At 40.8% G+C, this 23,551-nt stretch carries 21 protein-coding genes; 18 read left to right on the top strand and 3 right to left on the bottom strand.

All coding sequences use genetic code 11. The annotated features are described in order from the left end of the window. Positions 1 to 52 precede the first annotated feature (52 nt). Positions 53 to 1,420: a sigma-54 interaction domain-containing protein gene (locus IQ19_RS23650; RefSeq protein WP_144545707.1), complete on the bottom strand. Its 1,368-nt coding sequence runs from the start codon at positions 1,418 to 1,420 to the stop codon at positions 53 to 55. Positions 1,421 to 1,602: 182 nt separating this feature from the next. Between IQ19_RS23650 and IQ19_RS23655 the strand changes: the two genes are divergently transcribed. The 16 genes from IQ19_RS23655 to IQ19_RS23730 all read left to right on the top strand — a co-directional run bounded on the left by IQ19_RS23655 (position 1,603) and on the right by IQ19_RS23730 (position 20,653). Continuing rightward, on the top strand, positions 1,603 to 2,622 hold the full coding sequence (locus tag IQ19_RS23655; protein WP_144545709.1) for an NAD(P)/FAD-dependent oxidoreductase: 1,020 nt from the start codon (positions 1,603 to 1,605) through the stop codon (positions 2,620 to 2,622). A gap of 47 nt (positions 2,623 to 2,669) precedes the next feature. After that, the gene (locus IQ19_RS23660) at positions 2,670 to 3,755 is read left to right on the top strand and encodes an aromatic ring-hydroxylating oxygenase subunit alpha (RefSeq protein ID WP_144545711.1); all 1,086 of its coding nucleotides are present in this window, start codon (positions 2,670 to 2,672) and stop codon (positions 3,753 to 3,755) included. Beyond that, on the top strand, positions 3,748 to 5,196 hold the full coding sequence (locus tag IQ19_RS23665) for an aldehyde dehydrogenase family protein (protein ID WP_144545713.1): 1,449 nt from the start codon (positions 3,748 to 3,750) through the stop codon (positions 5,194 to 5,196). The genes IQ19_RS23660 and IQ19_RS23665 overlap by 8 nt, the downstream gene beginning before the upstream one ends. An 18-nt stretch (positions 5,197 to 5,214) precedes the next feature. Further along, positions 5,215 to 6,306, top strand: a complete 1,092-nt coding sequence (locus IQ19_RS23670) for a tartrate dehydrogenase (RefSeq protein WP_144545715.1) — start codon at positions 5,215 to 5,217, stop codon at positions 6,304 to 6,306. A gap of 495 nt (positions 6,307 to 6,801) precedes the next feature. Next, a complete protein-coding gene (locus tag IQ19_RS23675; protein ID WP_144545717.1) occupies positions 6,802 to 8,352 on the top strand; it encodes a BCCT family transporter in 1,551 nt (516 codons plus the stop codon). A gap of 259 nt (positions 8,353 to 8,611) precedes the next feature. Continuing rightward, on the top strand, positions 8,612 to 9,391 hold the full coding sequence (locus IQ19_RS23680; RefSeq protein WP_144545719.1) for an IclR family transcriptional regulator: 780 nt from the start codon (positions 8,612 to 8,614) through the stop codon (positions 9,389 to 9,391). Positions 9,392 to 9,437: 46 nt separating this feature from the next. Further along, a complete protein-coding gene (locus IQ19_RS23685; RefSeq protein WP_144545721.1) occupies positions 9,438 to 10,328 on the top strand; it encodes an acetaldehyde dehydrogenase (acetylating) in 891 nt (296 codons plus the stop codon). Between the two features lie 18 nt (positions 10,329 to 10,346). Continuing rightward, positions 10,347 to 11,372, top strand: a complete 1,026-nt coding sequence (gene dmpG / locus IQ19_RS23690) for a 4-hydroxy-2-oxovalerate aldolase (protein ID WP_144545723.1) — start codon at positions 10,347 to 10,349, stop codon at positions 11,370 to 11,372. 345 nt (positions 11,373 to 11,717) lie between these two features. After that, positions 11,718 to 13,598 carry a XylR N-terminal domain-containing protein gene (locus IQ19_RS23695; RefSeq protein ID WP_242021108.1) on the top strand — a complete coding sequence of 627 codons (1,881 nt, stop codon included), beginning with the start codon at positions 11,718 to 11,720 and terminating at the stop codon, positions 13,596 to 13,598. A gap of 236 nt (positions 13,599 to 13,834) precedes the next feature. Continuing rightward, entirely contained in the window at positions 13,835 to 15,019 is a 1,185-nt protein-coding gene (locus tag IQ19_RS23700) for an acyl-CoA dehydrogenase family protein (RefSeq protein WP_144545725.1), read from the top strand. A gap of 83 nt (positions 15,020 to 15,102) precedes the next feature. After that, positions 15,103 to 15,576 (top strand): flavin reductase family protein, encoded by a 474-nt coding sequence (locus IQ19_RS23705; protein WP_144545727.1) that lies wholly within the window; start codon positions 15,103 to 15,105, stop codon positions 15,574 to 15,576. Between the two features lie 18 nt (positions 15,577 to 15,594). Then, positions 15,595 to 16,413 (top strand): FAD synthetase family protein, encoded by an 819-nt coding sequence (locus IQ19_RS23710; RefSeq protein WP_242021109.1) that lies wholly within the window; start codon positions 15,595 to 15,597, stop codon positions 16,411 to 16,413. Between the two features lie 27 nt (positions 16,414 to 16,440). Next, positions 16,441 to 17,421, top strand: coding sequence for a DODA-type extradiol aromatic ring-opening family dioxygenase (locus tag IQ19_RS23715; protein WP_144545729.1), 981 nt, complete (start codon positions 16,441 to 16,443; stop codon positions 17,419 to 17,421). Positions 17,422 to 17,447: 26 nt separating this feature from the next. Further along, the gene (locus IQ19_RS23720; RefSeq protein WP_144545731.1) at positions 17,448 to 18,338 is read left to right on the top strand and encodes an alpha/beta fold hydrolase; all 891 of its coding nucleotides are present in this window, start codon (positions 17,448 to 17,450) and stop codon (positions 18,336 to 18,338) included. Positions 18,339 to 18,439: 101 nt separating this feature from the next. Continuing rightward, positions 18,440 to 19,231 carry a 2-keto-4-pentenoate hydratase gene (locus IQ19_RS23725; protein ID WP_144545733.1) on the top strand — a complete coding sequence of 264 codons (792 nt, stop codon included), beginning with the start codon at positions 18,440 to 18,442 and terminating at the stop codon, positions 19,229 to 19,231. Between the two features lie 111 nt (positions 19,232 to 19,342). Next, positions 19,343 to 20,653, top strand: coding sequence for an MFS transporter (locus tag IQ19_RS23730; protein ID WP_144545735.1), 1,311 nt, complete (start codon positions 19,343 to 19,345; stop codon positions 20,651 to 20,653). A gap of 166 nt (positions 20,654 to 20,819) precedes the next feature. Here IQ19_RS23730 and IQ19_RS23735 read toward each other — a convergent pair whose 3' ends face one another. Further along, positions 20,820 to 21,743 carry a DMT family transporter gene (locus IQ19_RS23735; RefSeq protein ID WP_144545737.1) on the bottom strand — a complete coding sequence of 308 codons (924 nt, stop codon included), beginning with the start codon at positions 21,741 to 21,743 and terminating at the stop codon, positions 20,820 to 20,822. Positions 21,744 to 22,158: 415 nt separating this feature from the next. Here IQ19_RS23735 and IQ19_RS23740 point away from each other — a divergent pair, with 415 nt between their 5' ends. Continuing rightward, complete coding sequence (locus IQ19_RS23740) at positions 22,159 to 22,635, top strand: Lrp/AsnC family transcriptional regulator (RefSeq protein ID WP_144545756.1); 477 nt, start codon at positions 22,159 to 22,161, stop codon at positions 22,633 to 22,635. Positions 22,636 to 22,906: 271 nt separating this feature from the next. Here the strand turns inward: IQ19_RS23740 and IQ19_RS29345 are convergent, their stop codons facing one another. Beyond that, positions 22,907 to 23,233, bottom strand: a complete 327-nt coding sequence (locus tag IQ19_RS29345; RefSeq protein WP_158638896.1) for an aminotransferase class IV — start codon at positions 23,231 to 23,233, stop codon at positions 22,907 to 22,909. 138 nt (positions 23,234 to 23,371) lie between these two features. On the opposite strand from IQ19_RS29345, the gene IQ19_RS23750 reads away from it, so the two are divergent. Next, a partial coding sequence (locus tag IQ19_RS23750; protein ID WP_144545739.1) for a DUF4372 domain-containing protein occupies positions 23,372 to 23,551 on the top strand: 180 nt, incomplete at its 3' end.

Raw genomic sequence — 23,551 nt, forward strand, 5'->3', positions numbered from 1 at the left:
TAGTACCAAATTAGGCCGGGGAATCTAAGGGACAGGCTTTTAGTTATCCTAATTAGTGTTCATGGCAATACTGCTTAATTAATCTGCTAGCCTTGGTTTGGCTGATTCCAAGATCACTTGCTACCTTTCTAGAAGATTTGTGAGTTTCATATGATTGCTTGACCATCAATCGTTTGGTCTCGTCGATAGCTTGATCCAGTGTAGAAGATGTAGACGGGTATGAAGCTTGATCGACATTCTCTGTAATCATGTCGGGGAGGTCCGATACTTGAATGATAGAATCGCTAATAATGACTAACCGTTCGATTAAGTTTTCGAGCTGGCGCACATTTCCCGGCCAGGAATAGTGAGTAAGGACATTTAAGCATTCTTCAGAGATGACTTTATTATCGTTATATTTTTGGTTGAATTTATTTAGAAAGTTGTATGTGAGAGGAATAATATCTTCTCTTCTTTCCCGTAATGGCGGCAGGTGGATGTCAATGACATTTAAGCGATAAAACAAGTCTTCTCTAAATGATTTGTTTCCAATCATAGCCTGCAGGTTTTGATTGGTAGCGGCGATGATCCGGACATCGACTTTCCTCACTTCGCTGCTTCCTACTGGGATAAACTGTTTTTCCTGAATAAGCTGGAGAAGTTTAGCCTGCACGGAAAGGGGCATTTCGCCGATTTCGTCCAGGAAAATGGTACCGCCGTCCGCTGCTTCTATTAATCCTTGTTTTCCTAACTTATTTGCCCCTGTGAAGGCGCCTTTTGAGTAGCCAAATAGTTCTGACTCCAATAACTCTTCCGGGATGGCAGCACAATTGATGGCAAGAAAGGGTCCTTTATTTCGATTGCTTACTTTATGAATATATTGAGAGAAGGCACCTTTTCCGGTCCCGGATTCTCCCAGAATAAGAATATTTGAATCTGTTGGCGCTACTTTTTTGCAAAACTCCAATATTCCTTTAATCTCCCCGCTGTTGGTCACAATGGTTATTTCCCCATCATCATCATGCTGAGTTGTTTTTGACTCGGTTTTATCCTCTCTCGCATTCATCATTTTCATTTTTTGTATTTCTGTAGAAGTGATGACAACCAGTTCAATTTCATTTTTGTTATTTAAGATTGGGATAGCCGTTGTCATCAGCTCTGCCCCGATATATGTCTGCTGTCTCATGTAGCACGGCTCTTTCCGCCGATATACCTCAGGTACAATAGAAGGCTTCCAGTAGCCTTTTTCAAAAAGTTCCACATTGTACTTTCCAATAATGTCCCTTGGCTTAAGTCCATAATGCCTCTCACATACCTTATTCACATATAAAATCCGCATTTCTCCATCTAGAACAAAGATTTCATCAGAGGAATAATCGAGAATTTTTAATAAAGTTTCCAGTGTCATTTCTACATTGCCTGTATTTGCTGGCATTTTCATTCGTTGAACCTCCTCTTGAGTCATTTTTGGTTCAAGTAAATCTGCTAATTGAGTTCATTTTAACTCAATTTATATCTATTTTCAGTAAATTTTTAATTTTTCGCTTTATTGTCAAGGGTTTGCACTGTTGGCACAGTACTTGCATTAAAAAGTGTATAGAACGATACAAAGGAGGTTCAGTAATGGGAAATTACCCTGATGCTTTCGACATCACGATTATTGGCGGAGGCCCTGTTGGTTTATTTACCGCTTTTTATGCGGGGATGCGCCAGGCTTCGGTGAAAGTCATTGAGAGTCTTCCGCAGTTGGGCGGCCAATTATCAGCGTTATATCCGGAAAAATATATTTATGATATAGCTGGTTTTCCAAAGGTAAGAGCTCAAGAACTGATAGATAACTTGTTAAAACAGATGAATCAATTTAATCCGTCTGTCTGTTTAGGGGAATCTGTTGAAGCCATCGTCCGCCAGTCTGATCAATCATTTGCGATTTACACGAATAAAGGCACCCATTATTCGAAGGCAGTGATTATTACGGCGGGGAATGGCGCTTTCCAGCCGCGGAAATTAAACATCGGCAGCGAGAACAAATTTGAAAATAAAAATCTTCATTACTTTGTTAAAGACTTAAATCAGTTTGCCGGCAAAAAGGTTGTACTCTTCGGCGGCGGAGATTCGGCTGTTGACTGGGCTTTGATGCTGGAGCCGATTGCCGAAAAAGTAACCCTCATTCACAGGAGAGATAAGTTCCGGGCGCATGAGCATAGTGTGGAACGTTTGATGGAGTCCAAAGTGGAGGTGTTGACGCCTTATATGCCAGTGGAGCTGGCTGGGGCAGATGAAATAGAACAAGTAATGGTGAAAAACACAAGCAGCGGGGAAACAATGGCCATCCCAGCAGATGACGTACTCGTTAATTTTGGATTTGTATCCTCACTGGGACCTATTAAGGATTGGGGTTTGGAAATAGAGAAAAATGCTATCCTGGTAAACTCCAAAATGGAAACGAATATTCCCGGGATTTATGCAGCTGGTGATATCTGTACCTATGAAGGGAAAGTAAAGCTGATTGCCAGCGGCTTTGGGGAGGCGCCTACTGCTGTCAGCAATGCAAAGGTTTATGTTGATCCAGGTTCAAAAGTACAGCCGCTTCATAGTACAAGCATTATGGCGGAAAAAGAAAAATCCGGCAGGGCGATTTAACTTTGAAATGCGGCTCAAATAAATTTCATTTAAAAAGGAGATAAATCATGACTGCTTACAATAAAGTGCAAAATGCAGCAAACCGTACATTCGAAAGAACATTAACCTATGACAAATACACAGATCCGAAAGTGCTGGAAAAAGAGATGGATCTCGTTTTTGCAAAGTCATGGCAGCTTGTCGGCCATGTTAGCCAAGTTGAAAAGGCGGGGGATTTTTTCACTGCAGAGGTGGCCGGCGAGCCTATTATCGTCAACCGCTGTAAAGATGAAGTCGTCCGTGCTTTTTATAATGTTTGCCCTCATCGGGCGACAAAGCTTGAAAAAAGCGAGGCTGGAAATAAGAAAATTCTTCAATGTGGTTATCACGGGTGGACATTCAAACTCGATGGCCAGCTGAATAAAGCGCCTAACTTCCGGGGAGAAGACGAGGCATGTGTAAAGGATGCCTGTCTGCGTTCAGTACGGATGGAAATTTTGGAATCACTCATTTTTGTTAATTTGGATGACAATGCAAAGCCATTAAGTGAGTCATATGGAGATTTCTTTGAAAGATTAAGCAAGAATACATTTTTGAGTGAGCTAAAAAGAACCAGCCAAAAAACACGTACTTTCAAAGCGAACTGGAAGGCTTTTATGGATAACTATTTAGAGTGTGACCATTGCCATGTTGCTCATCCAAGCTTCGTGGCGGCACTTGATATGAATGATTATCAGATTATTACGTGTGAGAATTATTCCATGCAGGGAACGGTTGTAAAGCCTGATAAAAAGTATGGAACGGTTAATTTAGATGAAGCGGAAATGCAAGGCGGCCAATTCTACTGGCTTTGGCCAAACCTGATGCTGACCATTTACCCTGGACCAGGCAATATGGCGACCATTCAAATCATTCCGATTGATCATGAAACATCCATGGCTGTCTACACCTATTATTTCCGTGATGAGAACCTGTCCCAGGCGGAAAAAGATTTAGTGACGTTTGCAGAGCAAGTCCGTTCAGAGGATATTGAGCTGGTGGAACTGGAACAGATTGGGTTCCGTTCACGGGCATTCAATAAAGGCAGATATTCGTCTTCAGAAAAAGCGATTGTTCAATTTCATGAAATGGTATTGGAGGCCCTAAATGAGTAAATTAACTGGAGTTCAGCCAACGAAAAAGTACCTGATGATTAATGGCGAAAAAATAGAAACAGATCAATACGCATCCCTCTCTTCACCTTATTCAGGTGAAGAAATTGCTCAAATCGCGATGGCCAATAAAGAACAGACTGAAAAGGCCATTGAGGCTGCGTATGAGTCCAGACATTTGATGGCAAAAATGCCAGCTTATAAGAGAGCGGAGATTTTAGAAAAAGTGGTTTCTCTTTTGACTGAAAAAGCGGATGAAGCGGCAGAGATCATTACCAGCGAGTCTTCCAAACCGATCATGTTCTCAAAAGCGGAAGTGGCCAGAACGATCGAAACGTATAAATTTTCGGCTGAGGAAGCGAAGCGCATTCATGGGGAAACGATTCCATTTGATGCTGCATCAGGCGGTGTTGGCCGGATTGGCTATACATTGAGAGAACCGATTGGGGTCATAGGAGCCATAACTCCTTTTAATTTCCCTATGAATCTTGTAGCACATAAGGTAGGACCCGCGATTGCGGCAGGCAATACAATCGTCTTAAAGCCTGCCTCGCAGACACCGCTCTCGGCATTGTTTATAGCGGAGTTATTTGAAGAGGCAGGGCTACCGCCAGGGGTGTTAAATGTTGTGACCGGCCCTGGAAGTGTGGTGGGAGAAGAAATTGTCAGAAATGACCGCGTCAGCATGGTCACCTTTACCGGCAGTCCGGAAGTCGGGATTGGGATCCGCAACAGGGCAGGCTTAAAGAAAACAACATTGGAGCTGGGCTCTAACTCAGCACTAATCATTGATAAAGATACAGTTATCGATGAAATTATTGACCGCTGCATTATGGGAGCCTTTTCAAATCAGGGCCAGGTTTGTATTTCGCTTCAGCGCATCTATGCACATGAAGATGTGTATGAAGAGTTCACAGAGAAATTTACTCAGGCCGCAAAGCAGCTAAAGGTTGGCGATCCGCTTGAACCGGATACGTATATTTCTTCTTTAATTTCAAAAGGAGAGGCTGATCGAGTATTAGGCTGGATTGAGGAAACAAAAAGCAGCAGCGCAGATATTGCGACTGGTGGATGTCTTCGAAATGGAGTACTTGAGCCTACGATCATTACGAATGCCGAGCAGGATTTAAAGGTGTCTTGCCAGGAAGCATTTGCACCCATTGTTGTCGTAAACAAATTCCGTTCAATGGAAGAAGCGGTTCAGCAAGTTAATAACTCACGGTTTGGTCTGCAAGCTGGAATTTACACAAACAATGTGAAACATGCCATGTATGCTTCACAGGAATTGCATGTTGGGGGTGTCATTATAAATGATGTGCCAACCTACCGTGTTGACCAAATGCCATATGGCGGTGTGAAGGAAAGCGGAACCGGACGTGAAGGCATCAAGTATGCAGTAGAAGAGATGACCGAAATGAAACTAATCGTTTGGAATAATAACTAAGGACGAAGGGAGATTTCTGTGAAAAATTATAAAATTGCTGTTATCGCAGGAGATGGAATCGGACCTGAAGTGATTGGCGAAGGGGTCAAAGTACTGAATAAAGTGGCAGCGATGGATTCTGGTTTCCGCTTTGATTTCACTTATTTCCCATGGGGCTGTGAATTTTATGCGAAGCATGGAAAGATGATGGATGATAATGGCATAGAGACATTAAAAGAGTTTGATGCCATTTATTTGGGGGCGGTCGGGTTTCCTGGCGTCCCTGACCATATCTCTTTATGGGATCTGCTTTTAAGAATCCGAAAAGAGTTTAAGCAATATGTGAATATTCGGCCTGTCCAATTGCTGAAGGGGGCAAAAACTTCCTTAGTGGATGTAAAACGGGAAGACATCAATCTGCTTTTTATACGCGAAAATACAGAAGGAGAGTATGCTGGTGCGGGTGAATGGCTGTTTAAAGGACAGCCTAATGAAGTTGTACTGCAAAACAGCGTGTTTTCCCGAAAAGGTACGGAAAGAATCATCCGGTATGCGTTTGAAACAGCCCGCAAAGAGGGCAGGTCTCTTACAAGCATATCAAAAGCAAATGCTTTAAATTATTCAATGGTTTTCTGGGATCAGGTTTTTGAAGAAATAAGTGCTGAGTACCCTGATGTGGAAACTGCCTCCTACCTGGTCGATGCCGCAGCGATGCTGATGGTTAAGGATCCAAAGAGATTTGAAGTGGTCGTCACATCTAATTTATTTGGAGACATCTTAACAGACTTGGGGGCTGCTATTGCAGGAGGAATAGGGCTTGCAGCCGGTGCCAATATTAATCCTGAAAGAAAATATCCTTCCATGTTTGAGCCAATTCACGGCTCTGCTCCTGATATTGCTGGAAAGGGGATTGCCAACCCGCTTGCTTCCATTTGGTCTGCCAGCCAGATGCTGGACTTCTTCGGGTATGAAAGCTATGGGAAGCAAGTACTCGATGCAATTGAAGAGCTGCTGATAGAGAGTAAGATTCTTACGCCAGATATGGGAGGAACAGCTTCTACAAGCGAAGTGGCAGATCGAATCATTGACCTCATTGATACCCGTATATCAGTGGGGAAAATAAGTGTTTAAAAGTCAATAGATATCATAGGAAGAAGAAGCTTCTTCCTATGGTATAGGTTGATTTTTCTCCTAATTCTTTTATACTTAACTTTTATTAGCAGGCTGCTTTAAACCTATTGTCACCTTATAAAAGCAAGAATGCTGATGCACCGCGAAGTGACCGATAAATAGAAAAAGTGACCGATAAAAAGATGAATTTGACCGATATATCGAAAAAGTGGCTGATATAATTGAAATTTGACCGATAAAGCTGACATTGTGACCGATATGCCCCAACGAATCTATTAAATGATCAAAATAATATTGAAATAAAAGAATAGAATCCTGAATTTGAAAAGGAAAGAGCACAATTTTTTACGCGCCAGTTCGATTTATCTTCCGCGAGGCGCGGGTTCAATCGCAAAAGTAAAGTCTCGTTGACGTTTGATTTCTTTTTTTTGAAAGGGAGGAAACCGCTTACATTTAAAGTCTGAAAATTCGATATTTGGAAAGGGAAGTGTTGGCATGAACGGTAAAAGAACGGTATTTTTTTCCTCGTTAGCTATAAGTTTGGTCTTAATAAGTATAGGGGTTTTTGCCCCAAAGCAAATGGAAAGCTTCTCAAATAACTCTCTGGAATTTATCTATAACAACCTGGGCTGGTTTATTCTTGGCAGTGTCTTTTTCTTCTTTGCATTTTGTATGTATATTGGACTCTCGAAGTTTGGGCAAATCAGGCTGGGTGAAGACCATGACAGGCCTGAATACAAAACAGCTACATGGGTAGGAATGTTATTTAGTGCATCTATTGGCATAAGTCTAGTATTTTGGGGTGTAGCGGAGCCAGTTTCATACTATATTGATCCTCCTTTTGGAAAAGGTTCTTCAGAAGAGTCCGCAAAGTTAGCCATGCAGTTTGTTTATCTTCATTGGGGAGTCTCTGCTTGGGCGTGTTACGCTGTAGTAGGAGTTTCTTTGGCCTTTTTCCAATTCCGCAAAAAACTCCCAGCCTCGTTAAGTTCTGTTTTCTATCCTTTAATGGGCGACAAAATTAGAGGACCTTTTGGTAAGCTGATCGATGTTATGGTTATTCTATCCATTGTTATTGGAATAGCAACTTCCCTTGGCTTTGGTACATTGCAGGTGAATAGCGGTATGAATTATCTATGGGGTATTCCAGTGAGTTTCTACTCTCAAATCGCTATTATTTTGGTTGTCAGTTTAATCTATGTGGGTTCAACGGTTTCAGGCCTTCATGGAGCTATGAAGAACCTCTCGAACCTGAATATGATACTGGCGTTTGCGTTATTGGCATTCATACTGTTTCTGGGGCCAACTCAATCCATATTAAAGATCTTTTTTCAAGGCATAGGGGATTATGCTCAAAACTTCATTGGGATGTCGTTTAGGACAGAACCCTATAGTGAGGGATCCTGGATTGCGAGCTGGACGCTGTTCTATTTTGGCTGGTGGATCGCCTGGGCTCCGCTTGTCGGCAGTTTCGTAGCCAGAATTTCAAAGGGAAGAACCATCAAAGAGTTTATGATCGGGGCTATCTTCATTCCTGTTATAGGAGCATTCTTCTGGTTTGCTGTAATGGGCGGCTCAGCCATTGATCTGATTCAAAACATGGGGGAAACAGCTATTGCAACAGCAGTTTCTACAGACGTAACCTCTGCTTTGTTTAAGTTTTTTGAGTTTTTTCCTATGAGTGTATTTCTAAGTATTTTAGCGATGGTGCTTGTACTCGTTTTCTTTATAACTTCTGCCAATTCAGCTGTTTTTGTATTAGGGATGATTAGTGAAAATGGAAATCCTAATCCATCTCACTCCACGAAAGTAATATGGGGCGTTGTAATTGCAGCAGTCTCAGCTGTATTAATTATGACAGGCGGGCTGTCTGGTTTACAGTCAGCATTAGTTGCAACCTCTATTCCATTAGCCGTTCTAATGCTTGTGATGTGTTATTCAACCTATAAAGGATTGAAGGATGAGTTAAAAACCATGAGAGTAAGTAAAAGTCACCAGGAGCATATCGTTGATATAAGAAAAAACGTCACAACTAAAAAAGCATAAGCTGGATTTTATTAAAAGTGCCTGTCTCTTATATGGATTTGAGACAGGCACTTTTTTGTATTTACAAGAATCTCGGCAAGTAAGACAAACAAATTAGAAGGCTAAGAAAATAAAAAAAGGTAACAACCTCAATGAGGGATTAGCAAGGTATGAAAAATTCGGAATTTTGTTGACAAGTAGTCATAACATCATTTACGATAAATTCAGATATTAAAAGTTTACGAACGATGTTCGATAATGCCGAACGATGGAGGGGAAAATGACAGAACGCTTAATTCAATCAATAGAACGAGCAGCAGATATCCTTGAATTGTTTCTGGCGTATGATCAGGAACTGAGTGTAAAAGATATAAGCAGTAAACTAGGCTTGTCTAAAAGTACGGTTCACGGAATAATCAAGACCCTTGAATATCGAGGATATCTGCAGCAAAACAAAGATGATTTGAAATACAAGCTGGGCCTGAAGCTGTTTGAACTTGGAAACCGAGTCAGTCATCAATTTGATCTTGGTAAAATTGCCCGTCCTATTATAAAAAAACTTGTCGATGAACTACAGGAAACCGTTCACCTTGTTGTCTTTGAACGGGGAGAAGTCATTTACATTGAAAAATTGGATGGACCGCGGGCATTAAGGATTTACTCCCAGGTTGGGAAAAGGGCCCCCATTCATTGTACAGGGGTAGGAAAAGCAATTCTTGCCTTTCAAGAGGGAGAAGAAATCAATAGACTTCTGTCAAACACTAATTTGGAACCGTATACAGAGTACACAATGACCAACAAAGAAGAATTAATCAATCATTTGCATTTTATTCGGGAACAGGGCTATTCCATCGATGATGAAGAAATAGAATTAGGACTTAAATGTGTGGCTGCACCGATATTTGATCATCACCAGCATGTTATAGGAGCGATTAGCTGTGCAGCACCTAAAGTAAGGATGGATGACGTGAAACTTGCGGAGTTCATTCCTCGGATTCAGCAGGCTGCTGAAAGTATCTCACAGAGCATGGGTTACAAAACCAACCCAACACTTTTGTAGGCTTGGTTAAAAATAAATTTTGTTTAAAACGAGGGAGGAGAATATTTTGTCAAAAGTAAAAGTTGCTATTTTAGGATCGGGGAATATCGGAACCGATCTAATGATTAAACTAGGGCGTTCAGATGTTTTAGACCTTACTGCTGTTATTGGAATTGATCCAGATTCGGACGGATTGCGCCGAGCAAGAGAATTGGGATATTTAGCGGTTGATACAGGTTTAAAGGGATTCCTTGAATATCATTCAGGTTTAGCAGATATCGTGTTTGATGCTACTTCAGCAAAGGCACATGTTCGTCATGCCAAAATGTTAAAAGAAGCTGGCATTAAAGCCATAGATATGACACCAGCGGCACGTGGCCCATTTGTCGTTCCATCCGTAAATATGGGGTTGAATATCGAGGAAGACAATATTAACTTGATAACCTGCGGCGGTCAGGCAACTATTCCGATGGTTCACGCTGTAAATCGAGTGAGCCCGGTAGAATATGCTGAGATTGTGGCGACCATTTCCAGCCGTAGTGCAGGTCCTGGAACGCGGGCGAATATTGATGAATTTACCGAAACTACTTCAAGAGCAATTGCAGAAGTAGGAGGGGCTAAGAAAGGAAAAGCAATCATTATTTTAAACCCGGCAGAACCTCCCATTTTAATGCGTGATACTGTTTATGCCCTTGTGGAAGATGGAACAATGGACGAATCGAAAATGACTCAATCCATTAAAGAAATGGAAAAAACAGTTCAATCTTATGTGCCTGGATACCGTATTCGTACGGAACCTATTTTCGATGGGAATCAAGTGACTATTTTTATTGAGGTAGAAGGGGCTGGAGACTATTTGCCGAAATACTCCGGCAATCTTGATATTATGACAGCGGCAGGAGTAAAGGTAGCAGAGGAATTTGCGAAAAATCAAATAGCGAAGCAGCTAGTAAAATAGAAAGGGGTCTTACATAAAATGACAAATGCTCGAGATATTTTTATCACAGAAGTAGCATTACGTGATGGCAGTCATGCTATAGCTCATCAATTTACGGTTGATCAGGTTCAAAAAGTAGCCAAATCATTAAATGATGCGGGAGTACCTTATATTGAGGTTGCTCATGGTGATGGCTTATCAGGTTCTTCTTTACAATATGGCCTTTCTCGAACCAATGAAATGGAGTTAATTGAGGCAGCTGTATCTGTAGCCGATCGGGCTAAAATAGCAGTTCTTTTGATACCGGGGATTGGTACAGTAAAGGAATTAAAAGAAGCAGCAAAATTAGGAGCTAAAATGGCACGGATTGCTACTCATGTAACCGAAGCGGATGTGGCGCCACAGCATATCGCAGCTGCAAAAGAGCTGGGGATGGAAACCGTGGGATTTTTGATGATGTCCCATATGGCTCCCGTAGATAAACTGGTTGAACAAGCAAAGAAAATGGAAAGTTATGGTGCGGATACGGTGTATGTTGTCGATTCTGCAGGAGCATTGCTTCCTGACCAGGTTCGAGAAAAAATCCGTGCCTTGAAGCAGAGTTTGGGAATTCATATTGGCTTCCACGGTCATAATAATCTGTCTCTTGCAATGGCCAATTCATTAGTTGCGATTGAAGAAGGAGCAACCCGTATCGATGGCAGTGTTCGCTGTTTAGGTGCCGGAGCGGGAAATACTCAAACCGAAGTGCTTACTGCCGTGTTAGACCGGATGGGTATCCATACAGGTATAGATGTTTATAAAATGATGGATGTAGCTGAAGAAACGGTTGCGCCAATTTTACAAACCCCTCAGGAGATTACGAGAGATAGTCTTGTCCTTGGCTATGCAGGTGTCTATTCAAGCTTCGCACTCCACGCAAAACGGGCTGCAGCCAGGTTCGGCATTGATTCACGTGATATTTTGATCGAATTAGGAAAACGAAAAGTAGTGGGCGGCCAAGAGGATATGATTGTTGACGTAGCGGCTGAAATTGCTAATGTAAAATCCCAAGAGATGTTATAATAAATAAATGATAAAACTGGATAGTGGTAAGTACTATTCAGTTTTTTATTTCAAAAAAAAGGCTGATTTCTAAAGGATAGTTGCTTTTATTGAAAACGCAGAGTGGATTGGAGCGGAAGGCACTTGACTCCAGTGGGAGATAGAGGAAAAGTCGAGACCCCGGAGACGGAACGTCGAGGAGGCTCGACTTCCTCCCACGGAAAGCAAGTGCCTGCAGCGGAAAGGAACGGTCCATTGTTTGTTCCTAAAAACAACAAACTTTGCGTAAACAGCCAAAAAAATGATTGCGCTTACATTGCGAATAACGAACCGATTGCTATTCAATAGGAAACGAGGGCAGATTAAATGAGAATTCAAATTTCCGAAAAGAGTCTTAGTCAAGGGATATCTTTAGAAGATCGCAAAATCATTACATCTTCATCTGCCTTAGGAATTCTCCGGCAGCAATTAGTTAAAAATATCGGGATTGAAAGAATAAAGGGTTTTCTGTTTCACTATGGATGGGAAATGGGCGTTAATGATGCAAAAGAAGCTTTAGAAACAAATCTAGTATTAGCTGATTTAATTAAAGATGGCCCTATACGCCATATTGAAAATGGCCATATTCGCGGAATTGAGCATGACTGTACGTTCGAACTGGACGAACAGAATAAACTCAAATTTTTCTTTTCCACCGGTACCTGGGTAGATTCTTATGAGGCAATCGAACATATAAAGCGGATAGGCATCTCAAATACCCAAGTCTGTCATACACAAATTGGCTATTCGAGCGGTTTTATGTCAACGATATTCGGGGAGACACTGCTGGCCAAAGAAGTCACATGTGTAGGAAAAGGTGATACGGAATGCCGGTGGATTATTAAGAGACCAATAGATTGGAATAATGAAGCGGAAGAGGAACTCCATTTTTACAATGAAACCCCCATTGTAAAGGAACTTGAATATACCTATGATCAATTGCTTGAACAAAAAAATGTTGTGTTGCGATTAGCTGATTTTCAGAAAAAATTAACAGAAGAGATTATTAATGGGAGCGGGCTGCAAACAATCGCAGATAAGGTTTTTGAGAATGTGCATATCCCCATTGTAATAGAAGATACAGAACTTCGAACCATCGTGTATTCTGGTTTAACAGAAGAAAGGTTTTTAGAGCTGAAGGAAGATATGAACCATTTTCTGCATGAAAATGAAGAGAAGAATCAATTTCTTATAAATTCAAAACATCCCTTGCCATTTAGAAAGAAGACGATCAAAACAGAGAATCAAGAACGGCTGGTTACTCCTATTCTTGTTCAAAAAGAGGTTTTAGGCTATTGTGCTTTTATTTATGAGGAAGCTGAAAAGCATGAGGAAGATTACTTGCTTCTAGACAGGTTTGCCAATGCAGCATCTCTTATTCTCTTAAATGAAAAGACCAGTTTCGAATCCTTTGAAAGAATGAAAGGTAATTTCTTAGAACAAATAATAGATGCCAAGCTTCCTACTAGTGAAATTCTTAAAAGAGGCAAGTACACGGGCCTCGATTTGGGTAAGCCCTATCATATTGTGGTGATGGATTATAAGAAGACGAAAAGTTCCATTGAAGAGGATTTCCTTTTGCAGGAACAAATTTTTGAAACAACTTTTCGCTATTTTAATGGAAATAAACCAACTACATTAGCGGGACACCGTGATGGAAAATTTGTTTTATTGCTGACAGCTGATGTTGGAAATCACCCGGAAATTCAGCGGGTAATCAAAGAATTTCATAACTGCTTATTAGATAAATATCCAAAAGGAGATTTTAGGTTTGGCATTAGTAATGTTTGGGACGATATTCAACATGTTTCAAAATGCTATGAAGAAGCAGCGATTGCATTAAGGCTGACGGGAAGAAAAGAAATTGTTTCGTTTCGATCCTTGGGCATTGTTGGGGTGTTAATTAATTCCAACAATATTTCTGGAATCAAAATGATTGCTGAGCAGGAGCTTGGACCATTGTATAACCTAGAGGATCCAAAGTCAGTGGAACTCCTTAAAACGTTATATTCCTTTTTATTAAATGGAGGGAAACTGGAGCAAACGATGAATGACCTTTCATTATCCATGAGCGGTTTAAGACATAGAATTAATAAGATTGAAAATTTGCTTGAAAAAGACCTCCGCAAACCAAATGAAATGCATCAATTACTGCTAATACTCAAATCTTTAATGGCTTTGGGAGAAATAGAAATCGAATCATTTTAAAAGTTTTGGACCAACCAGTTTCATGCTGGTTGGTCTCTTTTTGTATGTAAAAGGACAAAAACTGACTATAAAGTAAGAAAACTTAGACAGTTTTTGTTCTAGTCTGAAAATTTTAAATTAACTACACTATATGTATGGTTAATAAACAACATAAACAAGTGGGAAATGCAATCAATGTAAGCGGTACCATGTGATTGTTTTTTAAGATCATTTAACTACTACGAGGAGTGATAAACATGGAGAGTGTTTCCTTAAAAGAAAAGGATCTCACAGTTGAAGAGTTATTAGCTGGGGCTGAAAAAGTTGGCCAGCTAGCAGAGCAAGAGGCACTTGAAGCGGAGAGTAAAGCTACTATTTCACAAAATGTGGTGAATCTCATTAAAGAAACGCAAATTTCACGGATGATGCTTCCAAAGAAATATGGCGGTCCACAGGCAGATTTGAAAACGTTTGCTAAGGTCGTTAGAAAGGTCGCAAACTATAATATTTCAGCAGCGTGGCTCACCTATCTGTATCCGCTTCACAATATGCTTCCAGCATTTCTTCCTGAAAAGGGAGCGGACGAAATCATCCACCATGGCGGGTTGATTGCCGATATCTTTGCTGCTTTAGGCAAAGCTGAACGCGATGGGGATGGTTACCGCATTAGCGGAAAGTGGAGCTTTGTCAGCGGCATCAATTTTAGTGACTGGGTTGGGGTAGGGGTCATGATTCAGTTCCCTGAAACAGAGAAGCCGGTGTACTGCCTGCCAATGTTAAAAACAACTGAAGTGGAAGTAATCCATAATTGGGATACGTTCGGACTAAGGGGATCGGGAAGCAATCAAATTATAGCTGATAATGTGTATGTTCCAATGGAGCGTATTCTGCGTATAGACCAGGCTGAGCTTACAAGAAGACCGCCTTTAGAAGAATACGATACAGACTATCCGTTCTATCATGTTCCGTTTTTCCCATCCTTTTATTTGGGATTTGGCTACATGGCTCTTGGCGGAGCAGAACGCATTCTTAAAGAATTTAAGGTGCTTACTAAGAAACGGGTACGTTTAATGGATGGTGTAAGGGAAAGCGAGTCACCAAGGAGCCAGCGGGTTTTAGCCGAAATGACAACAGATTTCCATATTGCGGAAGGCTTATTGGATAAGTATATTGATTTGCTCGTTGACTATGAAAAAGATGGCTGTAAAACACCGCCTTCTGAATTCTTTGCGATTCGGACGAAAGCGATCAAGATTTGTGTGGATATTGCTGTCAGAGCATTATTAACTCTTGGCGGCGGCGCTTTGTATAAAGGTGGTCCAATGGAATTGTTCCTGCGGGATATCATCGCTGTTGCTACACATAAAACTTCTTTATATGAAGATGCTGTGGCTGCATATGGTAAAGATCTGTTTGGTTTTGAAAGCGGCGTTAGGGGATAACCTTCATTCTTACTATGGGGATGTTTGGATGAATAATGGTTTAAAAGTTTAATAGGGGAAACGAATCAAAGGAGGATTTTTATATGGATGATCGTCAGTTTCGCACAGCAATGGGAAAGTTCGCAACAGGGGTAACCGTTATTGCAACAGAGGTCGAGGGAGACATTCACGGAATGACAGCAAATGCGTTCATGTCCGTTTCACTTGATCCTAAGCTTGTCGTTGTTTCAATTGGAGAAAAAGCAAAGATACTAAATAAAATTAAAGAAAGCAAGATTTTCTCCGTTAATATCCTGTCAGAAGATCAGCAGGAGCTTTCAATGATTTTCGCCGGACAATTGCAAAAGGAAGTTACATTTGACCGCCTTGACGGAAAGCCAGTATTGTCTGGTGCTGTGGCACAGATTGCCTGTGAGGTATCTGCTGAGCATATGGAGGGCGATCACACCTTGTTTATTGGTAGGGTAACCGATATTCATCTTGAAGATGCAGAGCCATTGATTTTTTACAGCGGAAAGTATCGTTCTTTAGTAAAAGAACAGCCAGTGACTGTCTAAGAAATTGGAGAGGAGACCATGATGAAAACAATTCATTTAAACCACAGTAATTTGGAAGAATGGCAGAAAAAGGCGAGTCCAACTGTAATGGCACTTGGTTGTTTTGATGGTCTCCATTATGGACATTGTGCAGTCATTAACACTGCTTATCAAAAGGCAAATGAAAAACAAGTGCCGCTTTCCGTTATGAGTTTTTTCCCGCATCCTAAAACGGTGATCTCAAAGGGAAAAGTTCATGTCCATTATTTAATGCCGCTTGCGGAAAAAGAGGCAAAGCTTCGGGAAATGGGCGTTGATACCTTTTATATTGTTGAATTTAATCGAGAGTTTGCCGGATTATCACCTGAGCAGTTTGTAGGAGAGTACTTAAATGGACTAGGTGTTGTCCATGCGGTTGCTGGATTTGATTTCACCTATGGTTCCCGCGGTTCTGGTAACCTTGAACGCCTGAAACAAGATTCATGCGGCCGGATTGATGTCACAAAGGTTGAAAAAGTCGAGCTAAGAGGCGAGAAAATCAGTTCCACCTGTATTCGGGAACGGCTCATAAAGGGAAAGGTTTCAGAGCTGCTTGAATTTCTTGGCCAATACTATAAGACGGAGTGCGAATGGAATGGAGAGACATTCAGGCTGTATCCATATTACACGCTGCCGGCACCAGGACGCTATGAAGTAACCTTGAATCATAGGAGCGGCTCCTTCAATCGAGAAATCATCATAGCAAACGATGGCAAAACACTCCAATGCACAGGAGATATTCCTTTATTTTTAAAAGGAAAACTAACAATTGACTGGAAAAAAGAAATCTCTGAATCCAGGAAAGTACGTATATCTTAATTATTTTGATAAAAAGGAGAGGTTCAAATGGCTGAAATTATCGCAGGTGTGGCTATGTCCCATAGCCCGATGATCATGACAAACGAAGCTGGATCCGGGGAAAAAGGACAGCGTTTCCTTAACAAAGCAGCAGAAATGAGAAAATATCTCGAATCATCAGGGGCAGATGTCATTGTACTAATCTCTGATGATCATTTTAATAGTTATTTCTATGACCATATGCCGTCATTTACAATCGGGATTGGCGAATGTGAAGGCTGGGGTGACTGGCAGCTGCCAAAATATCAAATTCCAGTGCAGCAGGAACTAGCAAAGCATATACTCAGCACTAGTTTAGAAAACAATGTAGACTTTGCCTTCACGTTGAAAATGAAGGTAGACCACGGTCATACTCAAGGTATTTACTTTTTAAATCCTGAGCTGAAAATACCGGTTGTTCCCATTGCGGTTAATACATCGGCACCACCGCTGCCAACGATGGACCGCTGTTTCCAAGTTGGTGAAGTGATTCGTAAAGCAATTGAATCATGGGATCAAGATCTTAAAGTTGCCATTGTCGCTTCCGGCGGTTTATCCCACTGGGTACCGATTCCAAAAATCGATAGTGAAAAACCAGAAGATCAATTCCTGATTAATGTCTTAAAAAATGGACGTCAGGAAATTGAACAGCTTGATGAATATTTAAAATTACGGGAAACCAATGTAACACGCATTAAATCAGGTCCCGTTAACGAACAAATGGACAGGGAATTTTTACGCCTTGTGACTGAAAAAGATTTTACAACGATCAGAAACTGGGGTGCTGCCTTTGTCGAGGAGAATTTTGGGAATGGCGGTCAGGAAATTCATAATTGGCTTGTTCTCTTAGGAGCCCTGCAAGGCTTTGATGCAGATGTGGCCGTCTATGAGCCAATTCCGGAATGGGTAACAGGAATGGCGGTTGTTCAATTCTCACAGCCGGTTGAGCAAAAAACAGGTAAAACAGCAGAATACGAAGTAAGCCGATAAGATTTTAATAAGAAGGGGAGATTGAAATGACAATTTGGACCGACTTAGCTGATATCGAATTTAAACAATACTTTTTAGATGCGAATGGAATCAAAACTAGAGTTTTAGAAGCAGGAAATGGCGAACCATTAATTCTGCTTCACGGTACTGGCGGCCATATCGAGGCATATGCAAGAAATATGAAAGGGTTAAGTGAGCATTTCCGCGTTATCGTTATTGATATGGTTGGCCACGGCTATACTGCGAAACCAGACCGTCCATATGGGATTGACTATTACAGTGATCACCTGCTATGGGTAATCCAAGCGTTAGATTTAAAGCAAACTTATTTATCTGGTGAATCACTGGGAGGCTGGGTAGCAGCATGGTTTGCGGCAGAACATCCAGAATATGTGAAATCGATGGTTTTAAATACACCAGGAAATGTGAACAACAAACCAGAGGTTATGCAAAGACTGAAAGACTCAACATTAAAGGCGGTTCTTGAAGCCAACTATGAAAATGTGAAAACACGGCTTGAGTGGTTAATGTATGATAAGAGCCAAGTTACAGAAGAATTGATTGAATCCCGCTATAATATTTATACCCAGCCTTCTTACCAAGAAGCTGTTCATCATATTGTCTGCCTGCAGGATCTTGAAGTTAGGAAGCAGTACAGCTGGGACCCATCCTGGTGCGGCAAAATCAATGTTCCAACGCTGTTAGCCTGGACAGATCATGACCCGACTTCCACAGTAGAGGAAGCTAAGCCAATTCAAGATATGATTCCGAATAGCGAGCTGGTCGTCATCAAAGATGCTGGCCACTGGCCGCAATGGGAGAAACCCGAAGAATTTAATACGATCTTGATCGATTTCTTATTGAAAAACACAAAGGAAGCAGCTAAGGAAGATGCTGCAGCATTAGCTTCAAAATAATAAGACAACCATTGTGAGCGCTGCCTGAATGATTCATAGAATTACATATTTTTTGAATCAATTAGATAGCGCTCCATTTTTATCAAAAAGGAGAATTTAGTATGAGCAATCAAGTCATTCATCACCTACAGCATCTAACTAAGCTGCTGGAGCAGGCGGAATCATCTAAAAAATCCATTAAACCGCTTACGGAAGTACATCCGGATTTAACTGTTGATGAAGCCTATCAGATACAGCTGCAAATGATCGGCCAAAAAGTTCAAACTGGTCAAAGAATTGTCGGTAAAAAGATTGGCTTAACCTCTGTTGCCATGCAGCAGCTGTTAGGTGTTGATCAGCCGGACTATGGTCATTTGCTGGATTCCATGGAAGTGAGTAATAATGGGACAATCCTTTTGGATGATTTGTTCCAGCCAAAGGTAGAAGGCGAGATTGCCTTTATTCTTAATAAAGATTTGATAGGGCCCAATGTCACTGTCGAGGAGGTTCTTGATGCAACAGAATCTATCGCTCCTGCATTGGAAATCGTTGATAGCCGGATTATGGATTGGAAAATCACCTTAGCAGATACGGTGGCTGATAACGCGTCAAGCGGGATGTTTGTCATTGGGGATGAAAGGTATAAGGTAACGGATCTCGACCTGCGATCGATTGAATTGAAATTGTTTAAAAATGGGGAACTGATCAATACAGGCTTTGGTTATGATGTATTGGGCCATCCGGCCAAATGTGTTGCCTGGCTTGCCAATAAGCTATCACAGTACAATGTCGTGCTGAAGGCAGGAGAAGTTATTTTATCAGGTGCATTGTCTGCAGCAGTTCCAGCGGTAAAAGGGGATCGGTTTACTGCCGGATTTTCACATATTGGTATGGCAGAGGTTAATTTTAAGTAGCACGACAAGGACCTTTCCAAAGGGGAAAGGTCTTGATATTCGATTCTTATGTAAGCGGATTCATTTAATTGTACGAATAAAGAAAAAGGGAGAAATTTAAGGAGGTCCTTTATGGAGCAAAAGAAAGGTGCAGTATCCAAAAAAGCATGGCTTATTATCTTCTTATTATTTTTATTAACCGTTATCAGTAACGCGGATAAAGCGGTTATTGGGTTTGCTTCTGTATCGATTATGAAGGAATTAGGATTGAATGCAGAGCAATGGGGTGTCGTTGGCAGTGTTTTCTTTTTATTATATTCGCTTTCTGCAGTATTAGGAGGAAGTTTGGCAGATAAGATTGGTGCAAAAAAAGTAATTGCAGGTATGGTTGCGGTGTGGTCGATTGTTCAATTTTCAACCATCTTTGTCAACAGTTTTGCCTACTTATTGGTAACAAGAATCGTTTTAGGTGCGGGTGAAGGTCCATCTTACTCTTTGGCAATGACAGCAGCCTCAAAATATCTGCCAAAGGAAAAGTTGGGAATTGGATTAACACTGGTTTCGATAGGGGGCCCGCTTGGTGTCGCAATCTCAGCACCACTCTTAATGCATCTTATTATGAATTATGGCTGGAGGTCCGCTTTTATCGCAACTGGGGCAGTCGGGTTTATATGGATTATCGTGTGGTTATGGGCTGCTAAAGAGAAGGCAGTAACACAAGGTGAGTCAGCGCCAGAGGAGAGGGCTTCAATTGTCAACGCCGCAGTTCAGAGCGAAACAAAATTTACCTCTGTTCTGTTCTCTAAAAATTTTATTTTCGTTGCCTTATGCGGCTTTGGCACATATTGGTCGTTCACAATTGGGCTAAATTGGCTGCCTAACTATTTGGAGAATGTCCGTAAACTAAGTGAAGAAACATTAAGTATTGTTGTGGCCTTGCCATGGATTATGATTACTGTGTCACAGATTACGTTTTCTGCGATTTCTGACCGGATTTATCATAAGACACAGAGTGTGGTAAAAGGGCGGATCTTTGTGCTTGGACCCGTTATGGCAGCAGGAGCAGTTAGTTACTTATTAGGAACGATGGTCAGCTCAAATATTTTGGCAATTGCTTTATTATCACTGGGTTTAACTTTTGGATGTATTACTCTTGTTATGGGACCAGCTATTCTAGTTGATTTGGTTTCGCCGAAGCATCAAGGTAAAATTCAAGGATGGTTTATGGCCTTAACGTCATTAGGTGGAATTGCCGGTCCATATTTTACAGGCTGGCTTATTGAACGCTCTGCCAGTCAGGCAGCTGGATTCCACCACGCTTTCCAGGTATGCGGACTGATATTATTTGTATTTGGCGGTTTAGTTTGGCTTGCAGTTCGTCCTGAAAAGTATGAACATTCAGACTCAATAAAGACAAATCCATCCGAAGCCTTGAAAATGTAGTTAATAGTGTGTTCATTGAGTATTAAGCTGAAACCAAAACGCAGGTTTTTATAACCTGCGTTTTTTATTTAGAAGAAATTGGTGATATCACATTTAACAATGAGGGAAAACAGCGTATGAAAAGATGGAATTAGCAGGTAAAGTTCCAAGGTTGAAATTTTTCCAGTCAAGTCCGTAATAGTGTGTAAATTCTAATGCGAATGGTTTCGACTAAAACTGTTCTTGGCCTATTTTTAAAAATTGTAAATAAGATGCATCCTGCAATCACAATAGCGCTTCCGCCTGCTTGGATCCAATTCATTTTCTCCCCTAAAAAAGCAAATGCCAAAACGGCTGTAAAAACGGGATTGAAGTTCAGGAACAATCCTGAAGTATTGGGCCCGAGTTTATTCACTCCGATGTTCCAAAGGACCATACACAGAACGGTTGAGATCAGGCCAGTATACAAAATGGATTGAACAAAAGAAGCGTCTATGTTCGTTATCTTGAAGGTTGAGATGTTAAAAGGAATCAGGACAATAAGGCCAAAAATTCCGGAGTAAAGGATCGACATCATTGGTGTGACGGTGGCCATCGCCCATTTGCTGCAGACCGAATACATTCCCCACATGCCCACAGCTGCCAACATATAGAGATCGCCCACATTCAATTCCATCGAAAATAACAATTCAAAGTTCCCTTTTGAAAGGACAAGCAAAACACCAGATAATGAGACGAACATGGAAAGGAATTGAAGTGAATTCATTTTTTCCTTTAGAAAAAAGAAGGAGAATGCAGCAATCGAAAACATGTTCAAGGTAGAAATCAACCCAACATTCGTCGCCGATGTTCTTTCCAGGGCCATGAATTGCAGTGCCTGAAACAGGGCTACTCCTGTAACACCCATTAAAAACAAAGGCAGGATAGCTTCTTTTGGCGGGATCAGCTTTTTCTCTTTCCGCCAAACAAGTGGGACCAGAAGGATAACCGCAATCGACCATCTTAAAATGGTCAAAGTAGCTGGGGAAGCATGATCCACAAGTGTTTTTCCCACTATAAAATTACCGCCCCAAAGAAAGCTGGTTAATAGCAATAAGGAATAATATTTCACTTCATTTAGCCCCTTTTCTTTGTAAATAGGTCTCTGTTAAGACTTATAGTTGATTTTTCACTAAGTTGATTGTAGTGGAAGGCACTCGACTCCTGCGGGAGGAGTGGGACAGGTGAGACCCCACAGGCGCGTGCGCCGAGGAGGCTCACCGCCCGCCCCGCGGAAAGCGAGTGCCTGGAACGGAAATCAACAGCCCCATTTAACAGAGCCTTCAAAAAAGAAATAAGAGCCATTGTGCACAATGACATTATTTATATGAATTATTTTAACATTTCCCTTCATTAACGAAATAACATTTTGTATAATGTGATTAATTCAAAATAAATAAAAGTATAATAGATTATTAGTTTAAAAAATTCATTTTAAGTGTGGAGTTTTACGGATATTTGGAATAATTGAAAAGGGGCAGTGAATGATGGAATCAGTTGTAAGCAAAGTTTTGGACAATGTGGATATTAAAATTTTGGATATTCTTCAAAAGGATGCACAACTAAGCAATCTTGAACTATCAAAGCGGGTCAATTTATCCGCGCCGGCTGTGCATGCCAGAATCAAGCGGTTAGAAACGGAAGGGTACATCAAAAAGCAGGTCGCCATATTAAATCATGAGAAGCTGGGCTTTGATTTATTGTGTTTTGTGTTTATGAGCACCAATATGCACCAGGCAGAAAAGCTGGAATCACTTGAAAAAACATTGGAATCGATGGAGGAAGTTCTCGAGTGCCATTGTTTAACTGGAGAATATGATTATCTGTTAAAAGTGGCCTGCAAGGATCGCAAGGGGCTGGAGATATTTATTCGGAAGCTGAATGAATTGGGGATTACTAAAATTCAGACGAGTTTGGCATTGAGGGAGATTAAGGATTCGACGGTTTTGCCGATCCAGGGATGAGAATAACGTTTATGAGCAATCGAGGACTATTCTTAACATAAAAGAAGAGAGTGCCCAAATTGGCACTCTCGATTTGTCCAGGCATAAAAAAAGAATATCATTCCTAATATAATGGTAAATTAGCAATCAGAAAAACAGAGCGATCTGCCTAGACCGGTTCATTACTAAAGGAGAGTTTTTTTGAAGAAAAGGAAGTTTATTCTTTTCTGTTATTGCTAAATTCCTTGCTGTATGGCCTGATAGACTGAATTAGAGGAAAAATACCTAGCCGCTAGTACACCGGTGTACAATAACCCAGAAAATTTGGGTTGTTTCCTCTAACGATATCATCATAAAAAAGCCGGAGATAATTTGTTAAAGTGCCTTCCATGCCTTTTCCTATCATTCTATTATCAATATTTATTATAGGCTTGATACCTATGGCTGTGCCTGTAAAAAAAACTTCATCAGCCGAGTAAAGTTCAGCTCTTGATAGACTTTGTTCATAAACAGGAATTTTCAATACGATTTTTGCTAATTGTATGACAGTATCTCGAGTGATTCCTGCCAGTATGTTATCGGAAATCGGCGGGGTAATTAATTTATTGTTTTTTATCACTAATGTTGCATTAATAAAAATCCAATATTAGAAATACTCAAAATGTTCAATTTTATTATTTTGTGCAAAGAAAAAGTCCTTTATAATGGATTAGTCAGGTGGTAACCCGTCCAAATCCACTATAAAAGGACTCACACTATGGACAAGATTACACGAAAAACTTCATTTGGACAATGGTTTTCACCATTAAATCTTCAACTTTTTGAAGAACAGGTGAAAACCATGAAATTAGATTACTATACAAAGAAATTAACGACGGAATCATTTCTTAAATTATTACTCTTTGCGCAGTTAGAAGAAGTTGAAAGTCTCCACGCT

This window comes from Cytobacillus oceanisediminis, assembly GCF_007830235.1.
Taxonomy (GTDB): Bacteria; Bacillota; Bacilli; order Bacillales; family Cytobacillaceae; genus Cytobacillus; species Cytobacillus oceanisediminis.